Source organism: Xanthomonas hyacinthi, from assembly GCF_009769165.1.
In the GTDB taxonomy this organism is placed as follows: Bacteria; Pseudomonadota; Gammaproteobacteria; order Xanthomonadales; family Xanthomonadaceae; genus Xanthomonas_A; species Xanthomonas_A hyacinthi.
The window spans coordinates 4117749-4139502 of sequence record NZ_CP043476.1 but is presented as its reverse complement, the minus strand read 5'-3'; the positions used below and the strand labels follow the sequence as shown (position 1 = coordinate 4139502).

The following is a 21754-nucleotide window of genomic DNA, read 5'->3' as shown; positions in this document are numbered from 1 at the left end:
CAGCTCCCCTGCCGTGGCCCGGACCGCCGATGTTACACAACCGCGGGCACCAGCACAGCAAGGCGTGTAGCCAAATCAGCCAAGAAAGTCCGCCACGGCGACATCCAGCCGCGCGCCGTCGCATTCGGGGTCGAACCAGCGCACGTCCAGTTCCCCGCGCAGCCAGGTCAACTGCCGCTTGGCCAGCTGGCGGGTGGCGAAGATCCCGCGATCGCGGAACGTCGCCGCATCGCTGGCGCCGTCCAGGTGTTCCCAGGCCTGGCGGTAGCCGACCGCGCGCAGCGCCGGTAGCTCCAGCGGCTGCGCCACCTGGCGCAGCGCCGGCAACGCGCGCAGCGCACGCACCTCGTCGAGGAAGCCCTGCGCCAGCATCGCGTCGAAGCGCAGCTCGATGCGCCGATGCAGCAGCGCGCGCGCGGCGGGCGCCAGCACCAGCTTCAGCACCTGCAGCGGCAGCCGCGGCGGTCCGGGCTGCGCCTGCCACTCGCTGATCGGGCGGCCGCTGAGCTGGAACACTTCCAGCGCGCGCTGGATGCGCTGCGCATCGCCGGGCCGGATCCGCCGCGCAGCCAGCGGATCGACCTGCTGCAGCTGCGCGTGCAGCGCCGCCCAGCCTTCGACCTGCGCGCGCGCGGCCAGCGCCGCGCGCAGCTGCGGATCGGCCGGCGGCATCGGCGCCAGGCCCTCCAGCAGCGCCTGGAAATACAGGCCGGTGCCGCCGGCCAGGATCGGCAGGCGGCCGCGGGCCACGATCGCGTCCAGCGCGGCGCGCGAGTCCAGCGCGAACTCGGCCGCCGAATAGGGTTGCCACGGATCGCGCAGGTCCAGCAGATGATGCGGCACGCGCGCCAGCTGCGCGGCATCGGGCTTGGCCGCGCCGATGTTCAATCCGCGATACACCAGCGCCGAATCGACGCTGACGATCTCGCCGCCGTAGCGCTCGGCCAGGGCGATCGCCGCGGCGGTCTTGCCCGATGCGGTCGGCCCCATCAACGCGATCGCGCGCGGGCGCCGGTCGGCCGCCATCAATCCTCATCCGGCCAACGGATCGCGGCGGATGCGGCGCCGCTGCGCGGCAGCGGCACCGCCGCCAGCGCCTGCCAGACCTTCAGCGCGTCCACCGTGGCGGCGACATCGTGCACGCGCAGCAGCAGCGCGCCGCGCTGCGCGGCCAGCAGGTGCGCCGCCACCGAGCCGGCCACGCGCTGCTCCGGCGCGGCGCGCCCGGTCAGTTCGCCGATGCTGCGCTTGCGCGACAGCCCGGCCAGCGCCGGCACGCCGAGTTCGACGAAACGCGACAGCTGCGCCAGCAACTGCAGGTTGTCGGCGGTGCCCTTGCCGAAACCGAAGCCCGGATCGACCAGCAGGCGGCGCTTGTCGATGCCGGCCATTTCCGCGGCGAAGATGCGCTCGGCCAGGAACCGGTGCACCTCGCCGACCACGTCGTCGTAGTGCGGCGCGCTGCCGGCGGCGTAGGCGTCGTCGGGCATGTGCATCAGCACCACCGGCACGCGCAGGTCTGCCGCCGCGTCCAGCGCACCGGGCCGGCGCAAGGCCTGGATGTCGTTGATCATGCCGGCGCCGGCGGCGACCGCCGCGCGCATCACCTCCGGCTTGAACGTGTCCACGCTCAGCGGCAATGCGGTCTGCGCCGCCAGCCGCTCGATCACCGGGATGACCCGGCGCAATTCCTCCTCCACCGATACCGGGGTGGCGCCGGGACGCGTCGATTCGCCGCCGATGTCGAGCAGGTCGGCGCCCTCCTCCACCAGGCGCAGGCCATGCGCGACAGCCGCCTCCACCGTCGCATGCGCGCCGCCGTCGGAAAACGAGTCGGGGGTGACGTTGACGATGCCCATCACCCGCGGACGATCCAGCAGCAGGCGGCGTCCGCCGCAATCCAGGCTCGGCGAGGTCTCGAACATCAGCGGTGCTCCTGCCTGCTGCCGCAGCGCATGCGGATGCCGCGCGTAGCGTCCGCTGCAGTGCGGGCAGCACTGCGGATCGTCGCGGAGACGGCAGCATGCGCAACGGGCGGCGGCGACGGGCAAAGGGGCGATGGCATGGGCGGCTTATGGTGGTAACGGAAGGCTATTGTCGCGCAGCCAGCGTGCGTGCGACGACGTGGCGGCGGGATGCGTGCAAGACATGGCGTCCGCCGCTACGGCTGGCGACCCTGCAGCGTCGCTGTCGCAAGCATCGGCAACAAAAAAGCCAGGGATCGCTCCCTGGCTTTCTGGCGGACCCGAGCGTGCGCTTACAGCTGCTCGGCCGGCCCGGCGATCGGCGGCAGCGGCCGCGAATTGCCCTTGTCGTTGCCGCCATCCTTGCCGGACTTGTTCCAGCCCATCGGCGGCGGCGGATCGCGGCCTTCCATGATCGCGTCGATCTGCGGCACGTCGATGGTCTCGTACTCCAGCAGCAGCTTGGCCATCACGTGCAGCTTGTCCAGGTTCTCGGTCAGGATCTGCGTGGTCTTGGCATAGGCCTTGTCGAGGATCGAACGCACCACTTCGTCGATGCGCCGCGCGGTATCGTCGGACACGCTCTTGTGCTGGGTGACCGAACGGCCCAGGAACACCTCGTCGTCTTCCTCGCCGTAGGCGATCGGTCCCAGCTCGTCGGACAGGCCCCACTTGGTGACCATGTTGCGCGCCATCTTGGTCGCCCGCTCGATGTCGTTGGAGGCGCCGGTGGTGACCTTGTCGGTGCCGAAGATCAGCTCTTCGGCGACGCGGCCGCCGTACAGCGAGCACAGCTGCGACTGGATCGCGACCCGGTTGATCGAGTACTTGTCGCCTTCCGGCAGGTACATGGTCACGCCCAGCGCACGCCCGCGCGGGATGATGGTGACCTTGTAGACCGGATCGTGCTCGGGCACCAGGCGGCCGACGATGGCGTGGCCGGCCTCATGGTAGGCGGTGAGCGTCTTCTCTTCCTCGCTCATCGCCATCGAGCGGCGCTCGGCGCCCATCAGGATCTTGTCGCGGGCACGGTCGAAGTGGTCCATGCGGACCTCCTTGACCGTTTCGCGCGCGGCGAACAGCGCCGCCTCGTTGCACAGGTTGGCCAGGTCGGCGCCGGAGAAACCCGGAGTGCCGCGCGCGATCACCATCGGCTCGACATCGTCGGCCAGCGGCAGCTTGCGCATGTGCACCTTCAGGATCTGCTCGCGGCCGCGCACGTCCGGCAGGCCGACCACCACCTGGCGGTCGAAGCGGCCCGGGCGCAGCAGCGCCGGGTCGAGCACGTCCGGACGGTTGGTCGCGGCGATCACGATCACGCCTTCGCCGCCCTCGAACCCGTCCATCTCCACCAGCAACTGGTTCAGGGTCTGCTCGCGCTCGTCGTGGCCGCCGCCCAGGCCGGCGCCGCGGTGGCGGCCGACCGCATCGATTTCGTCGATGAAGATGATGCACGGCGCGTGCTTCTTGGCCTGCTCGAACATGTCGCGCACGCGGCTGGCGCCGACGCCGACGAACATCTCGACGAAGTCGGAGCCGGAAATGCTGAAGAACGGCACCTTGGCCTCGCCGGCGATGGCCTTGGCCAGCAGCGTCTTGCCGGTGCCGGGCGGGCCGACCATCAGTACGCCGCGCGGAATCTTGCCGCCGAGCTTGGTGAACTTGGTCGGGTCGCGCAGGAAGTCGACCAGTTCGCCGACCTCTTCCTTGGCCTCGTCGCAGCCGGCGACGTCGGCGAAGGTGATCTTGATCTGGTCCTCGCCCTGCAGCTTGGCGCGCGACTTGCCGAACGACATCGCGCCCTTGGCGCCGCCGCCACCGCCCTGCATCTGGCGCATGATGAACAGCCAGAAGCCGATGATCAGGATGACCGGCAGGAAGTTCAGCACCAGCGACCAGAAGCTCGGGCCGTTGGCCGGCTTCTGCCGGGTCATCTCCACGTTCTTGCCGTACAGCACATCGACCAGCTTGTCGTCGCGCGGCCCGTAGACCATGCTCTCGCTGCCGTCGTTGCGCTTGAAGCGGATCGCGGTCACCGACAGCCCGGTGTCGTCGGTGAAATCGACCGTCTTCACCCGCCCACCATCCACTTCCTTCAGGAACTGGGTGTAGGTGACGGTGTCGTTGCCGGCACCGCCGGCCAGCCGCGGCGAGAAGCTCTGGAACACCACCATCAGCACGACGGCGACGACTACCCACAGCAACAGATTCTTGGTCAAGTCGTTCATCCTCATTGGCTCCGGTGTCCCTTCAACTCTATTCTCGATGCGTTATGCGACGGGTTCAGCTTACTCGATCCGGGCACGCTTGCCCTGTCCGAGGACATAGACCTCCGGCGAGCGCTTGCGCGAGGCGGCCGGTTTGCGGATGGACACCTTTTCATAGCGGCGACGCATCTCGCGGATGTAGTCGTCGGACCCCACGCCCTGGAACAGCTTGATCAGGAACGCCCCGCCCGGTTTGAGGTGGGCATCGGCGAACGCCATCGCCAATTCGGCCAGGTGCATCATCCGCGGCTGGTCCACCGCATCCATGCCGCTTTTATTGGGGGCCATATCCGACAGCACAAGGTCTACCGGGTTGCCGCCCAGCATCGCCTCGAACTGCGATAGCACCGCGTCTTCCCTGAAGTCGCCGTGAAGGAACTCCACACCGGCCAGCGGCGGCATCTCCAGGATGTCCAGCGCCAGCACCCGGCCGCGCTCGCCCAGCGACTTGCGCACCTGCTGCGACCAGCCGCCCGGCGCGGCACCGAGATCGACCACCAGCATGTCCGGCTTGAGCAGCTTGTCGCGCTGCAGCAGCTCTTCCAGCTTGTAGGCGGCGCGCGAACGCATGCCTTCGGCCCGGGCCTTCTTCACGAAGGGGTCGGCGAAATGTTCGCGGAGCCAGCGTTGGCTGCTTTTGCTGCGGGTTGCCATGGGATCGCGGTCGTGGTGGGCGGCCATGATACCCTGATCGCCCTTGGCAACCCCGTTCCCGCCTGCATGTCGATCAGCCTGACCCCGACCCAGAACCGCTTCCTGCGCGGCCTGGCGCACGACCTCAAACCCCTGCTGCAGATCGGCGGCAAGGGCATCACGCCGGCCTTCCTGGCCGAACTGGACGAGGTGCTGGAGCGCCACGAACTGGTCAAGGTGAAGGTCGGCGGCGACGACCGCGAAGTCCGCGACGCGAGCATCGCCAGCCTGGTCGAGCAATCGCACAGCGTGCTGGTGCAGCGCATCGGGCATACCGCGATCCTGTACCGCCCGGCCAAGGAAGACCGCCAGATCGTGCTGCCGCGCGGCTGATCCGCTTCCCGGTGACATCATGCAGCTGACCCAGGACCTGCCCGATTACGCCTACACCCTGCGCATGGCCGACGGCCGCCAGGCCAAGGTGAACGATCGCCTGCTCACCCGCAGCTTCATTCTCACCCCGGACACCCTGGTCGAGCACTGGGACGCCCCGGCCGCGGCGGAGCTGCAGCCGCAGCACCTGCAGCCCTTGCTGGAACTGAATCCGGCGCTGGTGATCCTGGGCACCGGCGAGCGCCAGGTATTCCCGCCCGCCGCCGCGCTGGCGCTGTTCCTCACCCGCGGCATCGGCATCGAAGTGATGAACAACGCCGCGACGGCACGCACCTACAACGTGCTGGCCGCCGAAGGCCGGCGCGTGGCGGTCGGGTTCCTGCTGGAAGGCTGAGCGACGCCGCGGCCACATGTTGTGCGGGCCACGTTTCGCTTTCCGAGCGGTCTCTCGCGGCGCCTGCCTGGTGCGCGGCGCCGGGCCTGGCATTGCGCCGGGCCGGGGATCCGCCCGATCACCGACGCGCCGATTACTTGTTCGGCAAATACAACAGATGATCGACGGGCTTGCCGTTGTAGCGGACTAAGCGGCGCCGCTTGCGGTCGCCGCTGAGCGCCCGGCGCGCTGTGCCGGGCCGGGGATCCGCCCGATCAATGACGTGCCGATTACTTGCTGGGCAAGTACAGCAATGGGTCGACCGGTTTGCCGTTGTAGCGGATCTCGAAGTGCAGCATGTCGCGCGCGGCGCCACTGCGGCCCATCTCGGCGATCTGCTCGCCGGCCTTCACGTTCTGGCCTTCGTTGACCAGGCGCTTGCGGTTGTGGCCGTAGGCCGACAGCCATTGCTCGTTGTGCTTGATGATGATCAGTTCGCCGTAGCCAACCAGGCCGGCGCCCGAATACACCACCACGCCATCGGCGGCGGCACGCACCGCCTGGCCGCTGCTGCCGGCGATGTCCACGCCCTGCCTGGTGGTCTCGCCGACCACGAAACGGCTGACCACCGCGCCGTCGGCCGGCCAGCGCCAGCTGAAGCCGCTGCTGACCGGGGTCGGCGCAGCGGCGGCCGGCGGACGCGCCGCCGTTCCCGACGAGGACGGCGGCGGCACCGCGGCGCTGCCGGGTCGCGCGGCAACCGTGCTGCCACCGCCCGGCGGATACAGCTTCAACGACTGCCCGGGGTAGATCGTGTACGGCGGCGGCAGCCGGTTCCAGGCGGCCAGGTCCTGCGGCGCGATGTTGTTGACGCGGGCGATCGCATACAGCGTGTCGCCGCGGCGCACGGTGGTACTGACCCCGGGCTTGGGCACCGACGGACGCGGCGCCGCCGCGCTGGGCTTGCCGGACGTACGCACCACGGTGGCGCTGCTGCATGCGCCCAGACCTATCGCCACCAGCAAGCACACGCTGCCACGCAGGCCGTTACGCACCACCCGATCGACGCTCATCCGTACTTCGCTCTCCATATGACCCACACCACCAGCAGCGCCAGGATCGCCATCGCGATCCAACCGAGCGGTTCGATCCAGCGCCGCAACGCGGCTTCCGCACGCGGCCCACCCAGGCGGATCGCGCCGGCCACCAGATACACGCGCTTGCCGCGGCCGACCAGCATGCTCGCCAGGAACGGTAGCAGCGGGATTCCAACGATGCCTGAGGCCCAGGTAAATATCTTCAGCGGGATCGGGGTGAAACCGGCCAGCACCAGCAGCCAGAACGCACGCCACGGCGACTCGGCGACCACCTCGCGCAGATGGCTCACCTGCGCATCGATCTTCTGCGTCCAGCCCAGCCATTCGATCAACGGCTGCACCGCGGCGAAAGCGAAATGGCCGAGCATGTAGCCGACCAGCGCGCCGGCCAGCGAGCCCATCAGGCTCAACGTGGCGAACCACAGCGCGCGCCGCGGCTGCGCCAGCGACATCGGCGCCATCATCACCTCCGGCGGCACCGGGAACACGATCGCCTCGGCGAAGCTGAGTCCGGTCAGGAACGCCGGTGCGCGGCGGTGCCGCGACCAGCCGATGGCACGCTCGTACAACGGCCCGAATATCTTCATCCAACCCAACTCCGCTGATTCAATCTAGGGTGCTTCAATCCAGGGTGATTCAATCCAGCATGCCCGACAGCAGCGGGACGAAGGTCACCGGCGCCAGGACGTCTTGTTCGATCCGGCCGTCGGCATCGCGGCGCAGGCGCACCAGCGATTGCGAGGAGGGGCCGCCGACCGGCGCCACCAGGCAGCCGCCCGGTGCCAGTTGCTCGACCAGCGCATCGACCAGCGCCGGCGCCGCGGCGGTGACCACGATCGCATCGTAGGGGCCGTGCTCGGCCCAGCCGATGCGGCCGTCGTCGTGCTTGCTGCGCACGTTCATGCCGAGCTGGCGCAAGCGCTTGCGCGCCTGCCGCAGCAGGTCGCCGATACGCTCCACGGTATAGACCTCCAGCCCCAGCGCGGCCAGGACCGCGGCCTGGTAGCCGGAGCCGGTGCCCACTTCCAGCACCTTCTTCGGCGCCGCCTCGAGCACGGTCTCGGTCATCCGCGCCACCACCCACGGCTGCGAGATGGTCTGGCCGTGGCCGATCGGCAGCGCGGTGTCCTCGTAGGCGCGCGAGGCCAGCGCCTCGTCGATGAACAGGTGCCGCGGCACCGTGCGCACCGCGTTGAGGACGGCCTCGTCGTGGATGCCGGACTCGCGCAGGCGCTCGACCAGGCGGTCGCGCACGCGCTGCGAGGTCATACCGATGCCGATCGCTTCCGGTTGCAGGCGCAGCCGCGGGGTCATGCCGGGTCGCTCAGCGCGGCGCTGAGGCCACCGACCCAGCTGGCGACGGTCTCCAGCGCCTGGTAGCGGGTCAGATCGACCTGGATCGGGGTGATCGAGATGAAGCCGGTGCGCACGGCGTGGAAATCGGTGCCGGGGCCGGCGTCCTGCTCGCGGCCGGCCGGGCCGATCCAGTACACGGTGCCGCCGCGCGGGTCCGGCTGCGGCAGGCACGGCTCGGAACGGTGGCGATTGCCGAGCCGGGTGACCTCGAAGCCCTTGACCTCGCTCCACGGCAGGTCCGGCACGTTGACGTTGAGGATGGTGTCCGCCGGCAGCGGATCGGCCTTCAGCCGCGCCACGATCTCCACCGCCGCGCGCGCGGCGGTCTGGAAGTGCCTGGGTTCGTGGTTGTGGGTGACCAGCGACATCGCCAGCGCGGGCAGGCCCAGGAAGCGCCCTTCCATCGCCGCCGACACGGTGCCCGAATAGATCACGTCGTCGCCCATGTTGGCCGAATTGTTGATCCCGGAGACCACCATGTCCGGTTCGTCCTCGAGCATGCCGGTGAGCGCCAGGTGCACGCAATCGGTGGGCGTGCCGGCGACGCTGCAGGTGTGCGGGTCGATGCGCTTGATCCGGATCGGCAGGTCCAGGGTCAGCGAGTTGCTGGCGCCGGAGCGATCGCGATCGGGTGCGACCACGGTCACTTCGTGGCCCGCGCCGCGCAGTTGCTCGGCCAGCATCTTGATGCCGGGGGCGTCGACGCCGTCGTCGTTGCTCACTAGTACGCGCATGATGCTCCTCGGAAACCCCCGGCATGATACCGGATGCATCCTGCCAGGTCGCTGACAGCGCGCTTGCGCGACCGCGCCAGCGGGTTACGCTGTGCGCCATGTCGCAGCCCGAAGACGAAGATCCCGCCGCGCTGTTCCGCGCGGCGATCGGCGCGGTCACGCCGCTCAACGCGACGCCGCCGGCCAACGCCAAGCCGCGGCCGAAGCCGCGCGCGCGCATGGCCGAGCGCGACGATGCCGAGGCGCGGAGCGAGTTCCAGCGCCTGCTGCGCGACAGCGCGCCGCTGGAGGCCGGCGACGTGGCCAGCTACCGCCGCGAGACCGTGCCGGCGCGGGTGTTCCAGCGCCTGCGCCGCGGCCTGTTCTCCGCCCAGGACGAACTCGACCTGCATGGCGCCAACGCGGCGCAGGCCGAGGCGTTGCTGCGCCAGTTCATCGCCGAGGCGCATGCGCACGAGTTCGGCTGCGTGCGCATCGTGCACGGCAAGGGCCTGCAGTCCGGCGGCATCCCGCTGCTGAAGAACCTGGTCGATCGCCTGCTGCGCCAGCGCAACGACGTGCTGGCGTTCCATTCCGCCCCGCCTGCGCAAGGCGGCACCGGGGCGATGCTGGTGCTGCTGGCGCGGCGCTGAAACGGCGCCACACCGCTCATTCCTGCGCCGCCGGCTCGGCCTGCGCGCCCTGCCCCGCGTCGACCACCTCGCCCAGCTCGTGCAGCAGCGCGGTGGCATAGCTGCCCGGCGGCAGCGCGAACCGCAGTTCCAGCACGTCGTCGTGCGTGTCCAGCCAACGCCACTGCAGCTCGGCCGCGCGCAAGCGGGTAGCGCGCCGTTCCTGCTTCAGGCCTTCGCGCTCCAGCCCCTCGCGCAGGCGTGTCGACGTCGCATCGTCCAGCGCGGCCAGTTCCAGCGCGCGCGCCGCAGCGGCGCTGCGCAGCTCGCCGGCACCCCACAACGGCGCCGAAGGATGGATGTCGAAGCGCTGCAGCCGCTCGGCCAATACGTCGGACCAGGGTTCCGGGCCGAACACGCTGCGGCTGCCGTCGAGCAGCCACACCTCGCCGTCCAGCGCGCTGTCCCAGTTGCCCGCCGCCACGCGTGCGGCCAGCACCCGGTTGAACAGCTCCGAGCGCGCCGCCGACAGCAGCAGCGCGCGCTGCTCGCGCCGCACCCGGCGCCCGCCGAACATCGCCAGCGCGTTGCCGACGTTGCCGCCGTCGCGGCCGAAGCGCTGCTCGCCGAACCAGTTGGGGATGCCGCGCGCGGCAATCTGCGCCAGCCGCGCCTCGATCGCGGCGCGCTCGCCGCGCACCTCGCGCAACACCAGCACGAAGCCGTTGCCGGCCAGCGCGCCGCGCGGCAGCTTGCGGTTGTGCCACTGCGACTGCACGACCTGCAGGTCTTCGCTGTGCAGCGCCTCCAGCGCCGGCGCCACGCGCTTGGGCAGGTGCACCGAGAACCGCTGGGTGGTGAGCGCATGGCGGTCCTTCATGCCCGCATAGCCGATCGCCATCTCCGCCACACCGGCCCACTGCGCCAGGCGGCGTGCGGCGAAGGCGGTGTTCATGCCGCGCTTGCGCACGGTCAGCAGCAAATGCTCGCCCTCGCCGCTCGGCTCGAACGCAGGCATTTCATCGACCTGGAAGTCTTCGACCACGCTGCGCATGCGCGCCTGCAACGGCGCGGCGCCGAACGCGCGCGGCAAGTCGCTCACAGCGCCACCAGCAACACCGCCGCCTGCGCCGCGATGCCTTCGCCGCGGCCGGTGAACCCCAACTGCTCGCTGGTGGTGGCCTTGACGCTGACGCGCTCGATGCCGACCTGCAGCAGCGCGGCCAGGCGTTCGCGTATCGCCAGCGCATGTGGGCCGACCTTGGGCCGCTCGCAGATCACGGTGACGTCGGCGTTGCCGAGCTGCCAGCCGCGCTCGCGCAACAGCTGCTCGCAATGGAGCAGGAACTGGGCGCTGTCGGCGCCTTTCCAGCGCGGGTCCGACGGCGGGAAATGCTGGCCGATGTCGCCCAGCGCCAACGCGCCGAGCAGCGCATCGCACAGCGCATGGATCACCACGTCGCCGTCGCTGTGCGCGAGCACGCCGCGCGTGTGCGGCACGCGCACGCCGCCGAGCATCACGTGGTCGCCATCTCCGAAGGCGTGCACGTCGTAGCCCTGGCCGATACGGAAGGGAGGAAATTCAGGCATGGGCATCGCAGGATCGCAAAAGGAAAAAGGAAAGGCATCGGCGGCGCGACGCCGCAGCGCGGCGCGGCCGCTTCACGGCTGCCGCGCACGCAGGAACAGTTCGAACTCGAAGCGCGCCAGGTCGGCCGGGGTGGTGACCTTGAAGTTGTCCTCGGCGCCCTCGACCAGCAGCGGCCGCAGGCCCAGCAACTCCATCGCCATCGCATCGTCGGTGACCTCGACCCCGGCCGCCGCGGCCTGTTCCAGCGCCCTGCTCAGTTGCAGGCGCCGGAACAACTGCGGGGTCAGCGCGCGCCACAGGCGCTCGCGCGGCTCGGTGGCGTCGATGCCGCCGTCGTCGCCGGCACGCTTGAGCGTGTCGCGCACCGGCGCGGCCAGGATCGCGCCGACCGGATCGCCGCGCCCGGTTTCCAGCAGCCGGTCCAGGTCGGCCAGGGCCAGGTTCGGGCGCGCCGCATCGTGCACCAGCACGAAATCGTCCGCCTTGACCGTGTCCGGCAGGGCATCCAGCGCGGCCAGCACCGAGCCGGCACGGCTGGCGCCGCCGATGCAGGTCAGCACCGGCTTGCCGGCCAGCTCGGTCCAGCCCGGCCAATCGGCATCGTCGGCGCCGAGCGCGACCATCGCCCCGGCCACCGCCGGATGCGCCAGCAAGGCCTGCAGCGCATGCGCGATCAACGGCTGGCCGCCGGCCTGCAGATACTGTTTGGGCAGCGGACTGCCGAAACGGGTGCCGCGACCGGCGGCCGGCACCACCGCCCAGACCGTGGCCATCAGGGTTGCTCGCTCGGCGGCGCCTGCGCCGGCGTGCCGTCGGCGGCCGGTGCGACGGGCACCGGCGCGTCCTCGACGACACGGTAGAACTTCTCGCCCGGCTTGATCATGCCCAGTTCGCTGCGCGCGCGTTCCTCGATGGCCGCCTCGCCGTCCTTGAGGTCCTTGACCTCGGCGGCGAGCGCGGCATTGCGTTGCTGCAGGCCTTCGTTATCGCGCTTCTGGTGCTCGACCTGGCTCTCGAGCACCAGGACCTCGCCGGAATTGCCCGGACCGAGCCAGAAACGGTACTGCAGCCACGCCAGCAGTCCCGCCAGCACCAGCAGCAGCCAGCGCCAGTTGCGCACGGCTTACCGCTTGAGCGAGACGAATGCGTCGCGCCCCGCGTAGCGCGCGCCGCTGCCCAGCGCTTCCTCGATCCGCAGCAGCTGGTTGTACTTGGCCACGCGGTCGCTGCGGCACAGCGAGCCGGTCTTGATCTGGGTGGCGGTGGTGGCCACGGCGATGTCGGCGATGGTGGTGTCCTCGGTCTCGCCGGAACGGTGCGAGACGATCGCCGCGTAGCCGGCCTGGTCGGCCATGGCGATCGCTTCCAGGGTCTCGGTCAGGGTGCCGATCTGGTTGACCTTGATCAGGATCGCGTTGGCGGTGCCGGACTCGATGCCCTGCTTGAAAATCTTCGGGTTGGTCACGAACAGGTCGTCGCCAACCAGCTGCACCTTGCTGCCGAGGCGCTCGGTCAGCAGCTTCCAGCCGGCCCAGTCGTCTTCGGCCAGGCCGTCCTCGATGCTGATGATCGGGTACTGCGCGGCCCAGTCGGCGAGGAAGTCGACGAACTGCTCGCTGGTCAGGCGCTTGCCCTCACCCACCAGGTGGTACTTGCCGTTGTCGTAGAACTCGCTGGAGGCCACGTCCAGGCCCAGCAGCACGTCTTCGCCGGCGGTGTAGCCGGCCTTGCCGATCGCCTCGAGGATGGTGTCCAGCGCTTCCACGTTGCTGCGGAAGTCCGGCGCGAAGCCGCCCTCGTCGCCGACCGCGGTGGACAGGCCATTGCCCTTCAGCACCGCCTTGAGCGCATGGAAGATCTCGGTGCCGGCGCGCAGCGCTTCGGAGAACGAGGCGGCGCCGACCGGCAGCACCATGAATTCCTGGAAGTCGACGTTGTTGTCGGCATGCGCGCCGCCGTTGATGATGTTCATCATCGGCACCGGCAACGCGACGTTGGCGGTGTTGCCGCCCGCCAGGTACTGCCACAGCGCCTGCTTGCGCGAGGCGGCGACCGCATGCGCGTTGGCCAGCGACACCCCGAGCAGCGCGTTGGCGCCAAGGCGGCCCTTGTTCTCGGTGCCGTCCAGGTCGATCAGGCGCCGGTCCAGACCCTGCTGGTCGGCACCGTCGAAGCCCTGCAGCGCGCTGGCGATGGTGGTGTTGACGTTCTCCACCGCCTTGCGCACGCCCTTGCCCAGATAGCGGGTCTTGTCGCCATCGCGCAGCTCGACCGCTTCCTTGCTGCCGGTGGAAGCGCCCGACGGCACCGCGGCGCGGCCCAGCGAGCCGTCGGCCAGCGTGACTTCCGCTTCGAGCGTGGGATTGCCGCGGGAATCGAGAATCTCGCGGGCGTGGATCTTGGCGATAGTGGTCATAGGTCCAGTCGGTTACCAGGAAAGGAGGGGGACACCGGAAACCCTCGGATTATCGCCGCAGCGCCGCTGCTTGCCAAATGAACGGCGCACCGCCGCGGGGTCGGACGCGGCGCTATCGGCGCCCGCACGCAGGCGCCGCGGCAAGCGCTACGGTGCGTCCGGCGCAGACGCGGCGCGGTACCACCATCGCCGCATCAACCCAGCCCATGCTCCAGGAAGCCATTGCGCTTGGTGATCGCATCCAGCGCCATCAACGTCTCCAGCAGCGCTTCCATCTTGTCCAGCGGCCAGGCATTGGGGCCGTCGGACAGCGCCTTGGACGGATCCGGATGGGTCTCGGCGAACACGCCGGCCACGCCCACCGCCACTGCCGCGCGCGCCAGCACCGGCACGAACTCGCGCTGGCCGCCGGACGTGCTGCCCTGCCCGCCCGGCAGCTGCACCGAATGGGTGGCATCGAACACCACCGGACAGCCGGTCTCGCGCATCACGCTCAGCGAGCGCATGTCGCTGACCAGGTTGTTGTAGCCGAAGCTGGCGCCGCGCTCGCAGACCATGATCTGCCCGTTGCCGGTGGACTTGGCCTTGTCCACCACCGGCTTCATGTCCCACGGCGACAGGAACTGGCCCTTCTTGATGTTGACCGGCTTGCCGGCGGCGCAGACGTTCCTGATGAAGTCGGTCTGCCGCACCAGGAACGCCGGGGTCTGCAGCACGTCGACCACCGCCGCCACTTCGTGCATCGGCGTGTATTCGTGCACGTCGGTCAGCACCGGCACGCCGATCTGCTTCTTCACCGCTTCCAGCACCTTCAGCCCTTCTTCCAGGCCGGGGCCGCGGAAGCTGGTGCCGGAGGTGCGGTTGGCCTTGTCGAAGCTGGACTTGAAGATGAAGTTGATCCCGAGCCTGCCGGTGATCTCCTTCAGCCTGCCGGCCACGTCCAGCTGCAGTTGCATCGACTCGATCACGCACGGGCCGGCGATCAGGAACAGCGGCTGGTCCAGGCCGACTTCGAAGCCACACAGTTGCATCAGATCACCTTGATCGTTTGAGCCCCTCTCCCATTGGGAGAGGGGTTGGGGTGAGGGTACGGGCGAAGCCTCGAGGAATTCAGGCGCGCGAGGGTGGCGCCCGTACCCTCATCCGGCGCTTCGCGCCACCTTCTCCCGGAGGGAGAAGGAATCAATCAGGCGCGCGCTTCCTTCAACAGCTTGCCGCCGGCCTTGCGCTCGCGCGCGGCGCGCACGAAGCCGATGAACAGCGGATGGCCCTCGCGCGGCGTGGACAGGAACTCCGGGTGCGCCTGGCAGGCCAGGAACCACGGATGGATGCCGCGCGGCAGCTCGATCATCTCCACCAGGGTGTCGTCCATCGACTTGGCGGAAATCACCAGGCCGGCGTCCTCGAGCTGGGTGCGGTAGCGGTTGTTGAACTCGTAGCGATGGCGGTGGCGCTCTGCCACCACGTCCTTGCCATACATCTCGCGCGCCAGCGTGCCGGGCTTGAGCCGCTGCTCCTGCAGCCCCAGGCGCATGCTGCCGCCGAGATCGGACTTCTCGTCGCGCTTTTCCACATCGCCGCTGGCGGTGCGCCACTCGGTGATCAGGCCGATCACCGGATACGGCGACTGCCGGTCGTTCTCGGTGCTGTTGGCGCCGTCCATGCCGGCGACATGGCGCGCGTAGTCGACCACTGCCGCCTGCATGCCATAGCAGATGCCCAGATATGGCACGTGGTGCTCGCGCGCATAGCGCGAGGTCAGCACCTTGCCTTCGAAGCCGCGGTCGCCGAAGCCGCCGGGCACCAGGATGCCGTCCACGTCGGCCAGCGCCGACAGGTCGCTGCCTTCCAGTTCCTGCGCTTCCAGCCATTTCAAGGTGACCGTGGTGCGCTGGCGCAGGCCGCCGTGCTTGAGCGCCTCGCCGACCGACTTGTAGGCGTCCTGGTGGTCCACGTACTTGCCGACCACGGCGATGGTGACCGCGTCGAGCGGATGCTTGGTGGCGTCCACCACCGCTTCCCATTCGGATAGATCGGCCGGACCGACCTTGTCGCGCAGCTTGAACTGGTCGATGACGATCTCGTCCAGGCCCTGCCGGTGCAGTTCCAGCGGCATGCCGTAGAGCACGTCGAGGTCGGCGGCGCTGATCACCGCGCGCTCGGAGACGTTGGTGAACAGCGCGATCTTGCGCCGCTCCGAATCCGGAATCGCCTGCTCGGAGCGGCACAGCAGCACGTCCGGCTGGATGCCGATCGAGCGCAGTTCCTTGACCGAGTGCTGGGTCGGCTTGGTCTTCAGCTCGCCGGCGGCGGCGATGTACGGCACCAGGGTGAGATGCATGAACAGCGCGCGCTCGGCACCACGCTCGGTGCGCACCTGGCGGATCGCCTCCAGGAACGGCAGCGACTCGATGTCGCCGACGGTGCCGCCGATTTCCACCAGGGCCACGTCGAACCCGGCGGTGGCCTCGTCCACGCAGCGGCGGATTTCGTCGGTGATGTGCGGAATCACCTGCACGGTGGCGCCGAGATAGTCGCCGCGGCGTTCCTTGCGGATCACGTTCTCGTAGATGCGGCCGGTGGTGATCGAATTCTTGCGCGACAGGCGGGTGCGCACGAAGCGCTCGTAATGGCCCAGGTCCAGGTCGGTTTCGGCGCCGTCGTCGGTGACGTACACCTCGCCGTGCTGGAACGGACTCATCGTGCCCGGGTCGACGTTGATGTAGGGGTCCAGCTTCATCATCGTGACCGACAGGCCACGTGCTTCGAGAATGGATGCAAGCGAAGCGGCCGCGATGCCCTTGCCAAGCGAGGACACTACGCCGCCGGTAACGAAGATCAGGGGGGTCATGGCTCGAAGGCCTCCCGGAAAGCCATAGTTTAACGGGTGAAGCCGATTTGCCCAAGCGCTTTCGGACCGATCGACTGCACAAAAAGAAGACGCCCCGGCAGCAGCCGGGGCGTCGCAGGTCGAAACAGGGCGCGCGCTCAGGGCTTGCGCGCTTCCTCTTCTTCCTCCTTCTTCGGCGCAGCCGCATCCTTGCCGGCCTTGTGCTTGGCGGCCGCAGCGGCGCGGCGCTTGGCCTTGGCGTCGGCGTCGGCCTTCTCCTTCGCGACCTGCGCCTCGTAGGCGGCGGCGCCGGAGGCGGCCGGTTCGGCGCTCTGCGCCTGGGCCATCGCCACCGGGATGGCGACCGCGGCAGCGACCAGCGCGACCAGGGTCAACAGCTTGCGAACGTTCATGGCGTACTCCTGTATAGGGCTGCAACGAGAATGGGGATGCCGTCGCGGTTTTTCCAGTGCCAGGCTAGCGCGCGGCCACGGCACTGGCCCTGAACACCGGCGACGTGCAAAAAGCCGCCGCACACCGCACACTTCCGGATCTGCTTCGCGCCACCTGTTGAGACGCATGAATACCCGCTACAACGCCGCCGACATCGAAGTTCTCTCTGGCCTGGACCCGGTCAAGCGCCGGCCGGGCATGTACACCGACACCGCACGCCCCAACCATCTGGCGCAGGAAGTCATCGACAACGCCGTGGACGAGGCGCTGGCCGGCCACGCCCGGCACATCGAGGCGATCCTGTACAAGGACGGCAGCTGCGAGGTCTCCGACGACGGCCGCGGCATGCCGGTGGACATCCATCCGGAAGAGAAGATTTCCGGCGTCGAACTGATCCTGACCCGACTGCATGCCGGCGGCAAGTTCAACGACCGCAACTACACCTTCAGCGGCGGCCTGCACGGCGTCGGCGTCAGCGTGGTCAATGCGCTGTCGAAGAAGGTGGAGCTGTTCATCAAGCGCGACGGCAACGAATACCGGATGGAATTCGGCGACGGCTTTCCCGCCTCCAGGCTGGAGATCGTCGGCAGCGTCGGCAAGAAGAACACCGGCACGCGGCTGCGCTTCTGGGCCGATCCCAAGTATTTCGACTCGCCCAAGTTCGCGGTGCGCGCGCTGCGCCACCTGCTGCGCGCCAAGGCGGTGCTGTGCCCCGGGCTGACCGTGAAGCTGCACGACGAGGCCACCGGCGAGCAGGACACCTGGTACTTCGAGGACGGCCTGCGCGACTACCTCAAGGGCGAACTGGCCGAGCGCGAGCTGCTGCCGGCGGACCTGTTCGTCGGCAATCTGAAGAAGGACCGCGAGATCGTGGACTGGGCGGTGGCCTGGGTCGCCGACGGCGAGCTGGTGCAGGAAAGCTACGTCAACCTGATCCCGACCGCGCAGCACGGCACCCACGTCAACGGCCTGCGCAGCGGCTTCACCGACGCGCTGCGCGAGTTCTGCGACTTCCGCAACCTGCTGCCGCGCGGGGTCAAGCTGGCGCCGGAAGACGTGTGGGACCGGGTCGCCTTCGTGCTGTCGCTGAAGATGACCGACCCGCAGTTCAGCGGCCAGACCAAGGAGCGCCTGTCCTCGCGCCAGGCGGCCGGCTTCATCGAAGGCGCCGCGCACGACGCCTTCAGCCTGTGGTTGAACCAGAACGTGGAAACCGGCACGCGCATCGCGCAGATCGCGATCGACCGCGCCAGCGCGCGGCTGAAGACCGAAAAGCAGATCACCCGCAAGAAGGTCACCTCCGGCCCGGCCCTGCCCGGCAAGCTGGCCGACTGCATCAGCCAGGACCTGTCGCGCACCGAGCTGTTCCTGGTGGAAGGCGACTCGGCCGGCGGCAGCGCCAAGCAGGCGCGCGACAAGGACTTCCAGGCGATCCTGCCGCTGCGCGGCAAGATCCTCAACACCTGGGAGGTGGCCTCCGGCAGCGTGCTGGCCTCCGAGGAAGTGCACAACCTGGCGATCGCGATCGGCTGCGACCCGGGCAAGGACGACATCAGCGGGCTGCGCTACGGCAAGGTGGTGATCCTGGCCGACGCCGACTCCGACGGCCTGCACATCGCCACCCTGCTGACTGCGCTGTTCCTGCGCCACTTCCCGGCGCTGGTCAAGGCCGGCCACGTGTTCGTGGCGATGCCGCCGCTGTTCCGCGTGGATGTGGGCAAGCAGGTGTTCTACGCGCTGGACGAGGAAGAGAAGCGCTCGCTGCTGGAGAAGATCGCGCGCGACAAGCTCAAGGGCCAGCTCAGCGTGACCCGCTTCAAGGGCCTGGGCGAAATGAACCCGCAGCAGCTGCGCGAATCCACGATCCACCCGGACACGCGGCGGCTGGTGCAGCTGACCGTCGACGAAGGCGACGAGACCCGTGCGCTGATGGACATGCTGCTGGCCAAGAAGCGCGCCGGCGATCGCAAGCAGTGGCTGGAGACCAAGGGCGACCTGGCTTCGCTGGAGGTCTGAGGAGCCGGGATTGGGGAGTCGGGAGTCGGGATTGGCGCTAGCCCGATAGCCCCCTGAGGTACCCGCAGCGCCGCTGGTGGCGGGCCGGTGATCGGTTGGAGCAGTGCAGGGCGGCCTGAGCCATCCGGCACTGCGACGCGCTGCACGCCGAGCATGCCTTTGTGCACATCCGCCTGCGCTGCGCCGCGGCCTAGCATGCCGGCTTCCCTTCTGCCGAGCGCCCTCCCCGTGCCGAACCTGTCCAAGCCGCTGCTGGCGGCGTTGTTGCTGGCCGTCCTGCCGATCTCCGCCGCGCTGGCCGCCGATGCCGACGCTGCCGACAAGCCAGACAAGACCGACAAGGCCGACAGCGCCGAGCCGGCCAGGCCGGCCGCGTTGCCGGCCGACGCGAAGGTGCGCCAGGTCACGCACGTGGACGGCAGGTCGCTCAGCTACACCGCCACGGTCGGCACGCTGCCGGTGAAGGACGCACAGGGCAAGACCGTCGCCGACGTGGTGTTCACCGCCTACACCGTGGACGGCAAGGACCGCCCGGTGACCTTCGCCTTGAACGGCGGTCCCGGCGCGGCCTCGGTGTACCTCAACCTGGGCGCGATCGGACCGAAGGTGGTCACCTTCGGCAGCGAGGGCGACAGCGCCTCGGCGCCGGCGACGTTGCACGACAACCCCGGCACCTGGCTGGACTTCACCGACCTGGTGTTCATCGATCCGGTCGGTACCGGCTTCAGCCGTGCGCGGGTCGCCGACGAGCAGGCCAAGAAGCTGTTCTACAACCCGCAGGCCGACATCGAATACCTGTCGCGCACGATCTACGACTGGCTGCTGAAGAACCAGCGCCTGCAGTCGCGCAAGTACCTGGTCGGCGAGAGCTACGGCGGCTTCCGCGGGCCGCGCATCACCCATTACCTGCAGACCCAGCTGGGCGTGGCGATGAACGGCGTGGTGCTGGTCTCGCCGTACCTCAACCCGACCCTGGACGACAACGGCGACGTGTCGCCGCTGGCGTGGATGCTGACCCTGCCCTCGATCGCCGCCGCGCACCTGGAGCGCGAGCAGCGGCTGACCCCGGAGGCGATGCGCCAGGTGATCGACTACACCCGCGGCGACTACGTCACCGCGCTGCTGCGCGGACGCTCGGACGCGGCCGGCAGCGAACGCATGATCCAGCAGGTGGCGACGATGACCGGGCTGGACCCGGTCTACGTGCGCCGCGCCGGCGGCCGCCTAGAAACCCAGGCCTACCTGCGCGAAGTGTTCCGCGACAAGGGCCAGCTCGGCAGCCGCTACGACTCCAACGTGACCGCGTTCGACCCGTTCCCGAACGCGCCCGAGCAGCGCGCCAACGACCCGCTGCTGGACAGCATCATCGCCCCGACCACCACCGCGATGGTCGATTTCGTGACCCGCGTGGTCGGCTGGAAGGTGGACGCGCGCTACCAGGCGCTGAACTACGACGTGAACAAGCTGTGGGACTGGAACGACGAACTGCGCAAGGGTTCGGTGACCGAGCTGCGCCAGGCGGTGGCGATCGATCCCAGGCTGCGGGTGCTGATCGTGCACGGCTGGAACGACCTGTCGTGCCCGTTCATGGGTTCGGTGCTGACCGTGGACCAGATGCCGGTGATGGGCAACGACCCGACCCGGGTGCAGGTCAGGAACTATCCGGGCGGGCACATGTTCTACAACCGTCCCGATAGCCAGCGTGCGCTGCGCGGGGATGTTCTGGCGATGTATCGGGCTAACTAGCGGGAGTGGGGAATCGGGAATGGGGAATCGCAAAAGCGGCTCCCTGCGAATCCGAAGGACAGGTGTCTTCGGCTTTTACGATTCCCGTTTCCCCATTCCCGGTTCCCAGCCCTTCACGCCCACCCGAACAGCGCAAACAGCCGGAAGATCAAATACGCCACGCCGGCGGCGGCCGGGATGGTCAGGATCCAGGCCCAGACGATGCGCTCGATGACGCCGAAGCGCAGCGAGCGCGGGTTCTTGGCGAAGCCCACGCCCATGATCGCGGTGGAGATGCTGTGGGTGGTGGACACCGGCATGCCGAAGTGCGCGGCCAGGGTCAGGATCGTCGCCGAGCTGGTTTCCGCGGCGAAGCCGTGGATCGGGTGCAGCTTGACCATCTTGTGGCCCAGCGTCTTGATGATCTTCCAGCCGCCCGACGCGGTGCCGGCGGCCATCACCACCGCGCAGGTCAGCACGATCCAGGTGGCGATGCCCTGGCCCTGGCTGGCCGCCGGGTGCAGGAACGCCAGCCACGCCGGCAGCTCGTCCAGCGCGCCGGTGCTCTGCGCGCCGACCAGGGTCATGGCGATGATGCCCATGGTCTTCTGCGCATCGTTGTGGCCGTGCGCATAGCCCATGTACGCGGCCGAGGCGATCTGCGCCTTGCCGAAGAAGGCGTTGACCCAGCGCGGCCGCGCCAGCCGCCCGAGCGGCCCGCCGAGCCTGGCCATGCCGGCGATGATCGCCCACAGCAGCAGCATCACCGCGATGCCGAGCAGGAAGCCGGCGATCGGCGAGGTGATCATCGGCACGAACACCTTCCACAGCAGGCCCTTATTCCTGGCCCAGTCGCCGACGGTCTGCGACCAGATCAGCGCACCCCAGTTGTTGTGCGCAGCGGCCAGGCCGGCGCCGCACAGGCCGCCGATCAAGGCGTGCGAGGACGAGGACGGCAGGCCCTTCCACCAGGTGGTCAGGTTCCAGACGATGCCGCCGAGCAGTGCGCACAGGATCACCTGCGGGGTGACCGTCACCACGTCGGTGTTGAGCAGGCCCGCAGCGATGGTCATCGCCACCGCGGTGCCGGTCAACGCGCCGACCAGGTTCATGCCGGCGGCCAGGACCACCGCCCAGCCGGGGCTGAGCACCTTGGTCGCGACCACCGTGGCGATGGAATTGGCGGTGTCGTGGAAGCCATTGATGAACTCGAACACCAGCGCGGCCAGGATCACGATCAGGACCAGCGTCAGCATCGTGCGCTCCTCACCTCGGGCATGCTGGCCGCGGCGGCG

The 21754-nt window shown here is 69.1% G+C and carries 22 protein-coding genes; 5 read left to right on the top strand and 17 right to left on the bottom strand.

The genetic code is table 11. The features are described from left to right. Positions 1–75: 75 nt before the first annotated feature. From miaA to rlmE, 4 genes are all read right to left on the bottom strand, one after another. Entirely contained in the window at positions 76–1026 is a 951-nt protein-coding gene (gene miaA, locus FZ025_RS18175; protein ID WP_046980326.1) for a tRNA (adenosine(37)-N6)-dimethylallyltransferase MiaA, read from the bottom strand. Further along, positions 1026–1925, bottom strand: a complete 900-nt coding sequence (gene folP, locus FZ025_RS18170; RefSeq protein WP_046980325.1) for a dihydropteroate synthase — start codon at positions 1923–1925, stop codon at positions 1026–1028. The genes miaA and folP overlap by 1 nt, the downstream gene beginning before the upstream one ends. A 332-nt stretch (positions 1926–2257) precedes the next feature. Next, entirely contained in the window at positions 2258–4192 is a 1935-nt protein-coding gene (gene ftsH, locus FZ025_RS18165) for an ATP-dependent zinc metalloprotease FtsH (protein ID WP_046980324.1), read from the bottom strand. A 60-nt stretch (positions 4193–4252) separates the two neighbouring features. After that, positions 4253–4885: a 23S rRNA (uridine(2552)-2'-O)-methyltransferase RlmE gene (gene rlmE / locus FZ025_RS18160; RefSeq protein WP_046980340.1), complete on the bottom strand. Its 633-nt coding sequence runs from the start codon at positions 4883–4885 to the stop codon at positions 4253–4255. 66 nt (positions 4886–4951) lie between these two features. On the opposite strand from rlmE, the gene yhbY reads away from it, so the two are divergent. Both yhbY and FZ025_RS18150 read left to right on the top strand, forming a co-directional pair. After that, on the top strand, positions 4952–5257 hold the full coding sequence (gene yhbY, locus FZ025_RS18155; protein ID WP_046980323.1) for a ribosome assembly RNA-binding protein YhbY: 306 nt from the start codon (positions 4952–4954) through the stop codon (positions 5255–5257). 19 nt (positions 5258–5276) lie between these two features. Continuing rightward, a complete protein-coding gene (locus FZ025_RS18150) occupies positions 5277–5651 on the top strand; it encodes an Mth938-like domain-containing protein (RefSeq protein WP_046980322.1) in 375 nt (124 codons plus the stop codon). A 269-nt stretch (positions 5652–5920) separates the two neighbouring features. On the opposite strand, the gene FZ025_RS18145 is transcribed toward FZ025_RS18150, so the two are convergent. The 4 genes from FZ025_RS18145 to surE are packed head-to-tail and all read right to left on the bottom strand — an operon-like array spanning position 5921 to position 8817. Beyond that, positions 5921–6721, bottom strand: a complete 801-nt coding sequence (locus tag FZ025_RS18145; RefSeq protein ID WP_046980321.1) for a peptidoglycan DD-metalloendopeptidase family protein — start codon at positions 6719–6721, stop codon at positions 5921–5923. Then, positions 6700–7314, bottom strand: a complete 615-nt coding sequence (locus FZ025_RS18140; protein ID WP_046980320.1) for a YqaA family protein — start codon at positions 7312–7314, stop codon at positions 6700–6702. The genes FZ025_RS18145 and FZ025_RS18140 overlap by 22 nt, the downstream gene beginning before the upstream one ends. Before the next feature lie 49 nt (positions 7315–7363). Then, complete coding sequence (locus FZ025_RS18135; RefSeq protein WP_046980319.1) at positions 7364–8041, bottom strand: protein-L-isoaspartate(D-aspartate) O-methyltransferase; 678 nt, start codon at positions 8039–8041, stop codon at positions 7364–7366. Next, positions 8038–8817: a 5'/3'-nucleotidase SurE gene (surE, locus tag FZ025_RS18130; protein WP_046980318.1), complete on the bottom strand. Its 780-nt coding sequence runs from the start codon at positions 8815–8817 to the stop codon at positions 8038–8040. Before surE ends, FZ025_RS18135 begins: the two co-directional genes overlap by 4 nt. Positions 8818–8915: 98 nt before the next feature. Between surE and FZ025_RS18125 the strand changes: the two genes are divergently transcribed. Beyond that, positions 8916–9449 (top strand): Smr/MutS family protein, encoded by a 534-nt coding sequence (locus tag FZ025_RS18125; protein ID WP_046980339.1) that lies wholly within the window; start codon positions 8916–8918, stop codon positions 9447–9449. 16 nt (positions 9450–9465) lie between these two features. Here the strand turns inward: FZ025_RS18125 and truD are convergent, their stop codons facing one another. From truD to FZ025_RS18085, 8 genes are all read right to left on the bottom strand, one after another. Continuing rightward, entirely contained in the window at positions 9466–10530 is a 1065-nt protein-coding gene (gene truD, locus FZ025_RS18120) for a tRNA pseudouridine(13) synthase TruD (protein ID WP_104558082.1), read from the bottom strand. After that, complete coding sequence (ispF, locus tag FZ025_RS18115; protein ID WP_386269079.1) at positions 10527–11024, bottom strand: 2-C-methyl-D-erythritol 2,4-cyclodiphosphate synthase; 498 nt, start codon at positions 11022–11024, stop codon at positions 10527–10529. Before ispF ends, truD begins: the two co-directional genes overlap by 4 nt. Before the next feature lie 66 nt (positions 11025–11090). Next, entirely contained in the window at positions 11091–11792 is a 702-nt protein-coding gene (gene ispD, locus FZ025_RS18110; protein ID WP_046980317.1) for a 2-C-methyl-D-erythritol 4-phosphate cytidylyltransferase, read from the bottom strand. Then, a complete protein-coding gene (ftsB, locus tag FZ025_RS18105) occupies positions 11792–12139 on the bottom strand; it encodes a cell division protein FtsB (RefSeq protein ID WP_046980316.1) in 348 nt (115 codons plus the stop codon). Before ftsB ends, ispD begins: the two co-directional genes overlap by 1 nt. Positions 12140–12142: 3 nt before the next feature. After that, positions 12143–13435 carry a phosphopyruvate hydratase gene (eno, locus tag FZ025_RS18100; RefSeq protein ID WP_046980315.1) on the bottom strand — a complete coding sequence of 431 codons (1293 nt, stop codon included), beginning with the start codon at positions 13433–13435 and terminating at the stop codon, positions 12143–12145. A gap of 194 nt (positions 13436–13629) precedes the next feature. Beyond that, complete coding sequence (gene kdsA / locus FZ025_RS18095; RefSeq protein ID WP_104558080.1) at positions 13630–14466, bottom strand: 3-deoxy-8-phosphooctulonate synthase; 837 nt, start codon at positions 14464–14466, stop codon at positions 13630–13632. Positions 14467–14621: 155 nt separating this feature from the next. Next, positions 14622–16286, bottom strand: coding sequence for a CTP synthase (pyrG, locus tag FZ025_RS18090; protein WP_046978066.1), 1665 nt, complete (start codon positions 16284–16286; stop codon positions 14622–14624). 137 nt (positions 16287–16423) lie between these two features. Beyond that, positions 16424–16678 (bottom strand): hypothetical protein, encoded by a 255-nt coding sequence (locus FZ025_RS18085; RefSeq protein WP_046978065.1) that lies wholly within the window; start codon positions 16676–16678, stop codon positions 16424–16426. A gap of 166 nt (positions 16679–16844) precedes the next feature. Between FZ025_RS18085 and parE the strand changes: the two genes are divergently transcribed. Continuing rightward, the gene (gene parE, locus FZ025_RS18080; RefSeq protein ID WP_046978064.1) at positions 16845–18734 is read left to right on the top strand and encodes a DNA topoisomerase IV subunit B; all 1890 of its coding nucleotides are present in this window, start codon (positions 16845–16847) and stop codon (positions 18732–18734) included. A 195-nt stretch (positions 18735–18929) separates the two neighbouring features. Continuing rightward, a complete protein-coding gene (locus FZ025_RS18075; RefSeq protein WP_046978063.1) occupies positions 18930–20480 on the top strand; it encodes a S10 family peptidase in 1551 nt (516 codons plus the stop codon). A 113-nt stretch (positions 20481–20593) separates the two neighbouring features. Here the strand turns inward: FZ025_RS18075 and FZ025_RS18070 are convergent, their stop codons facing one another. Continuing rightward, complete coding sequence (locus FZ025_RS18070; RefSeq protein ID WP_104558078.1) at positions 20594–21715, bottom strand: inorganic phosphate transporter; 1122 nt, start codon at positions 21713–21715, stop codon at positions 20594–20596. Between the last annotated feature and the right edge of the window lie 39 nt (positions 21716–21754).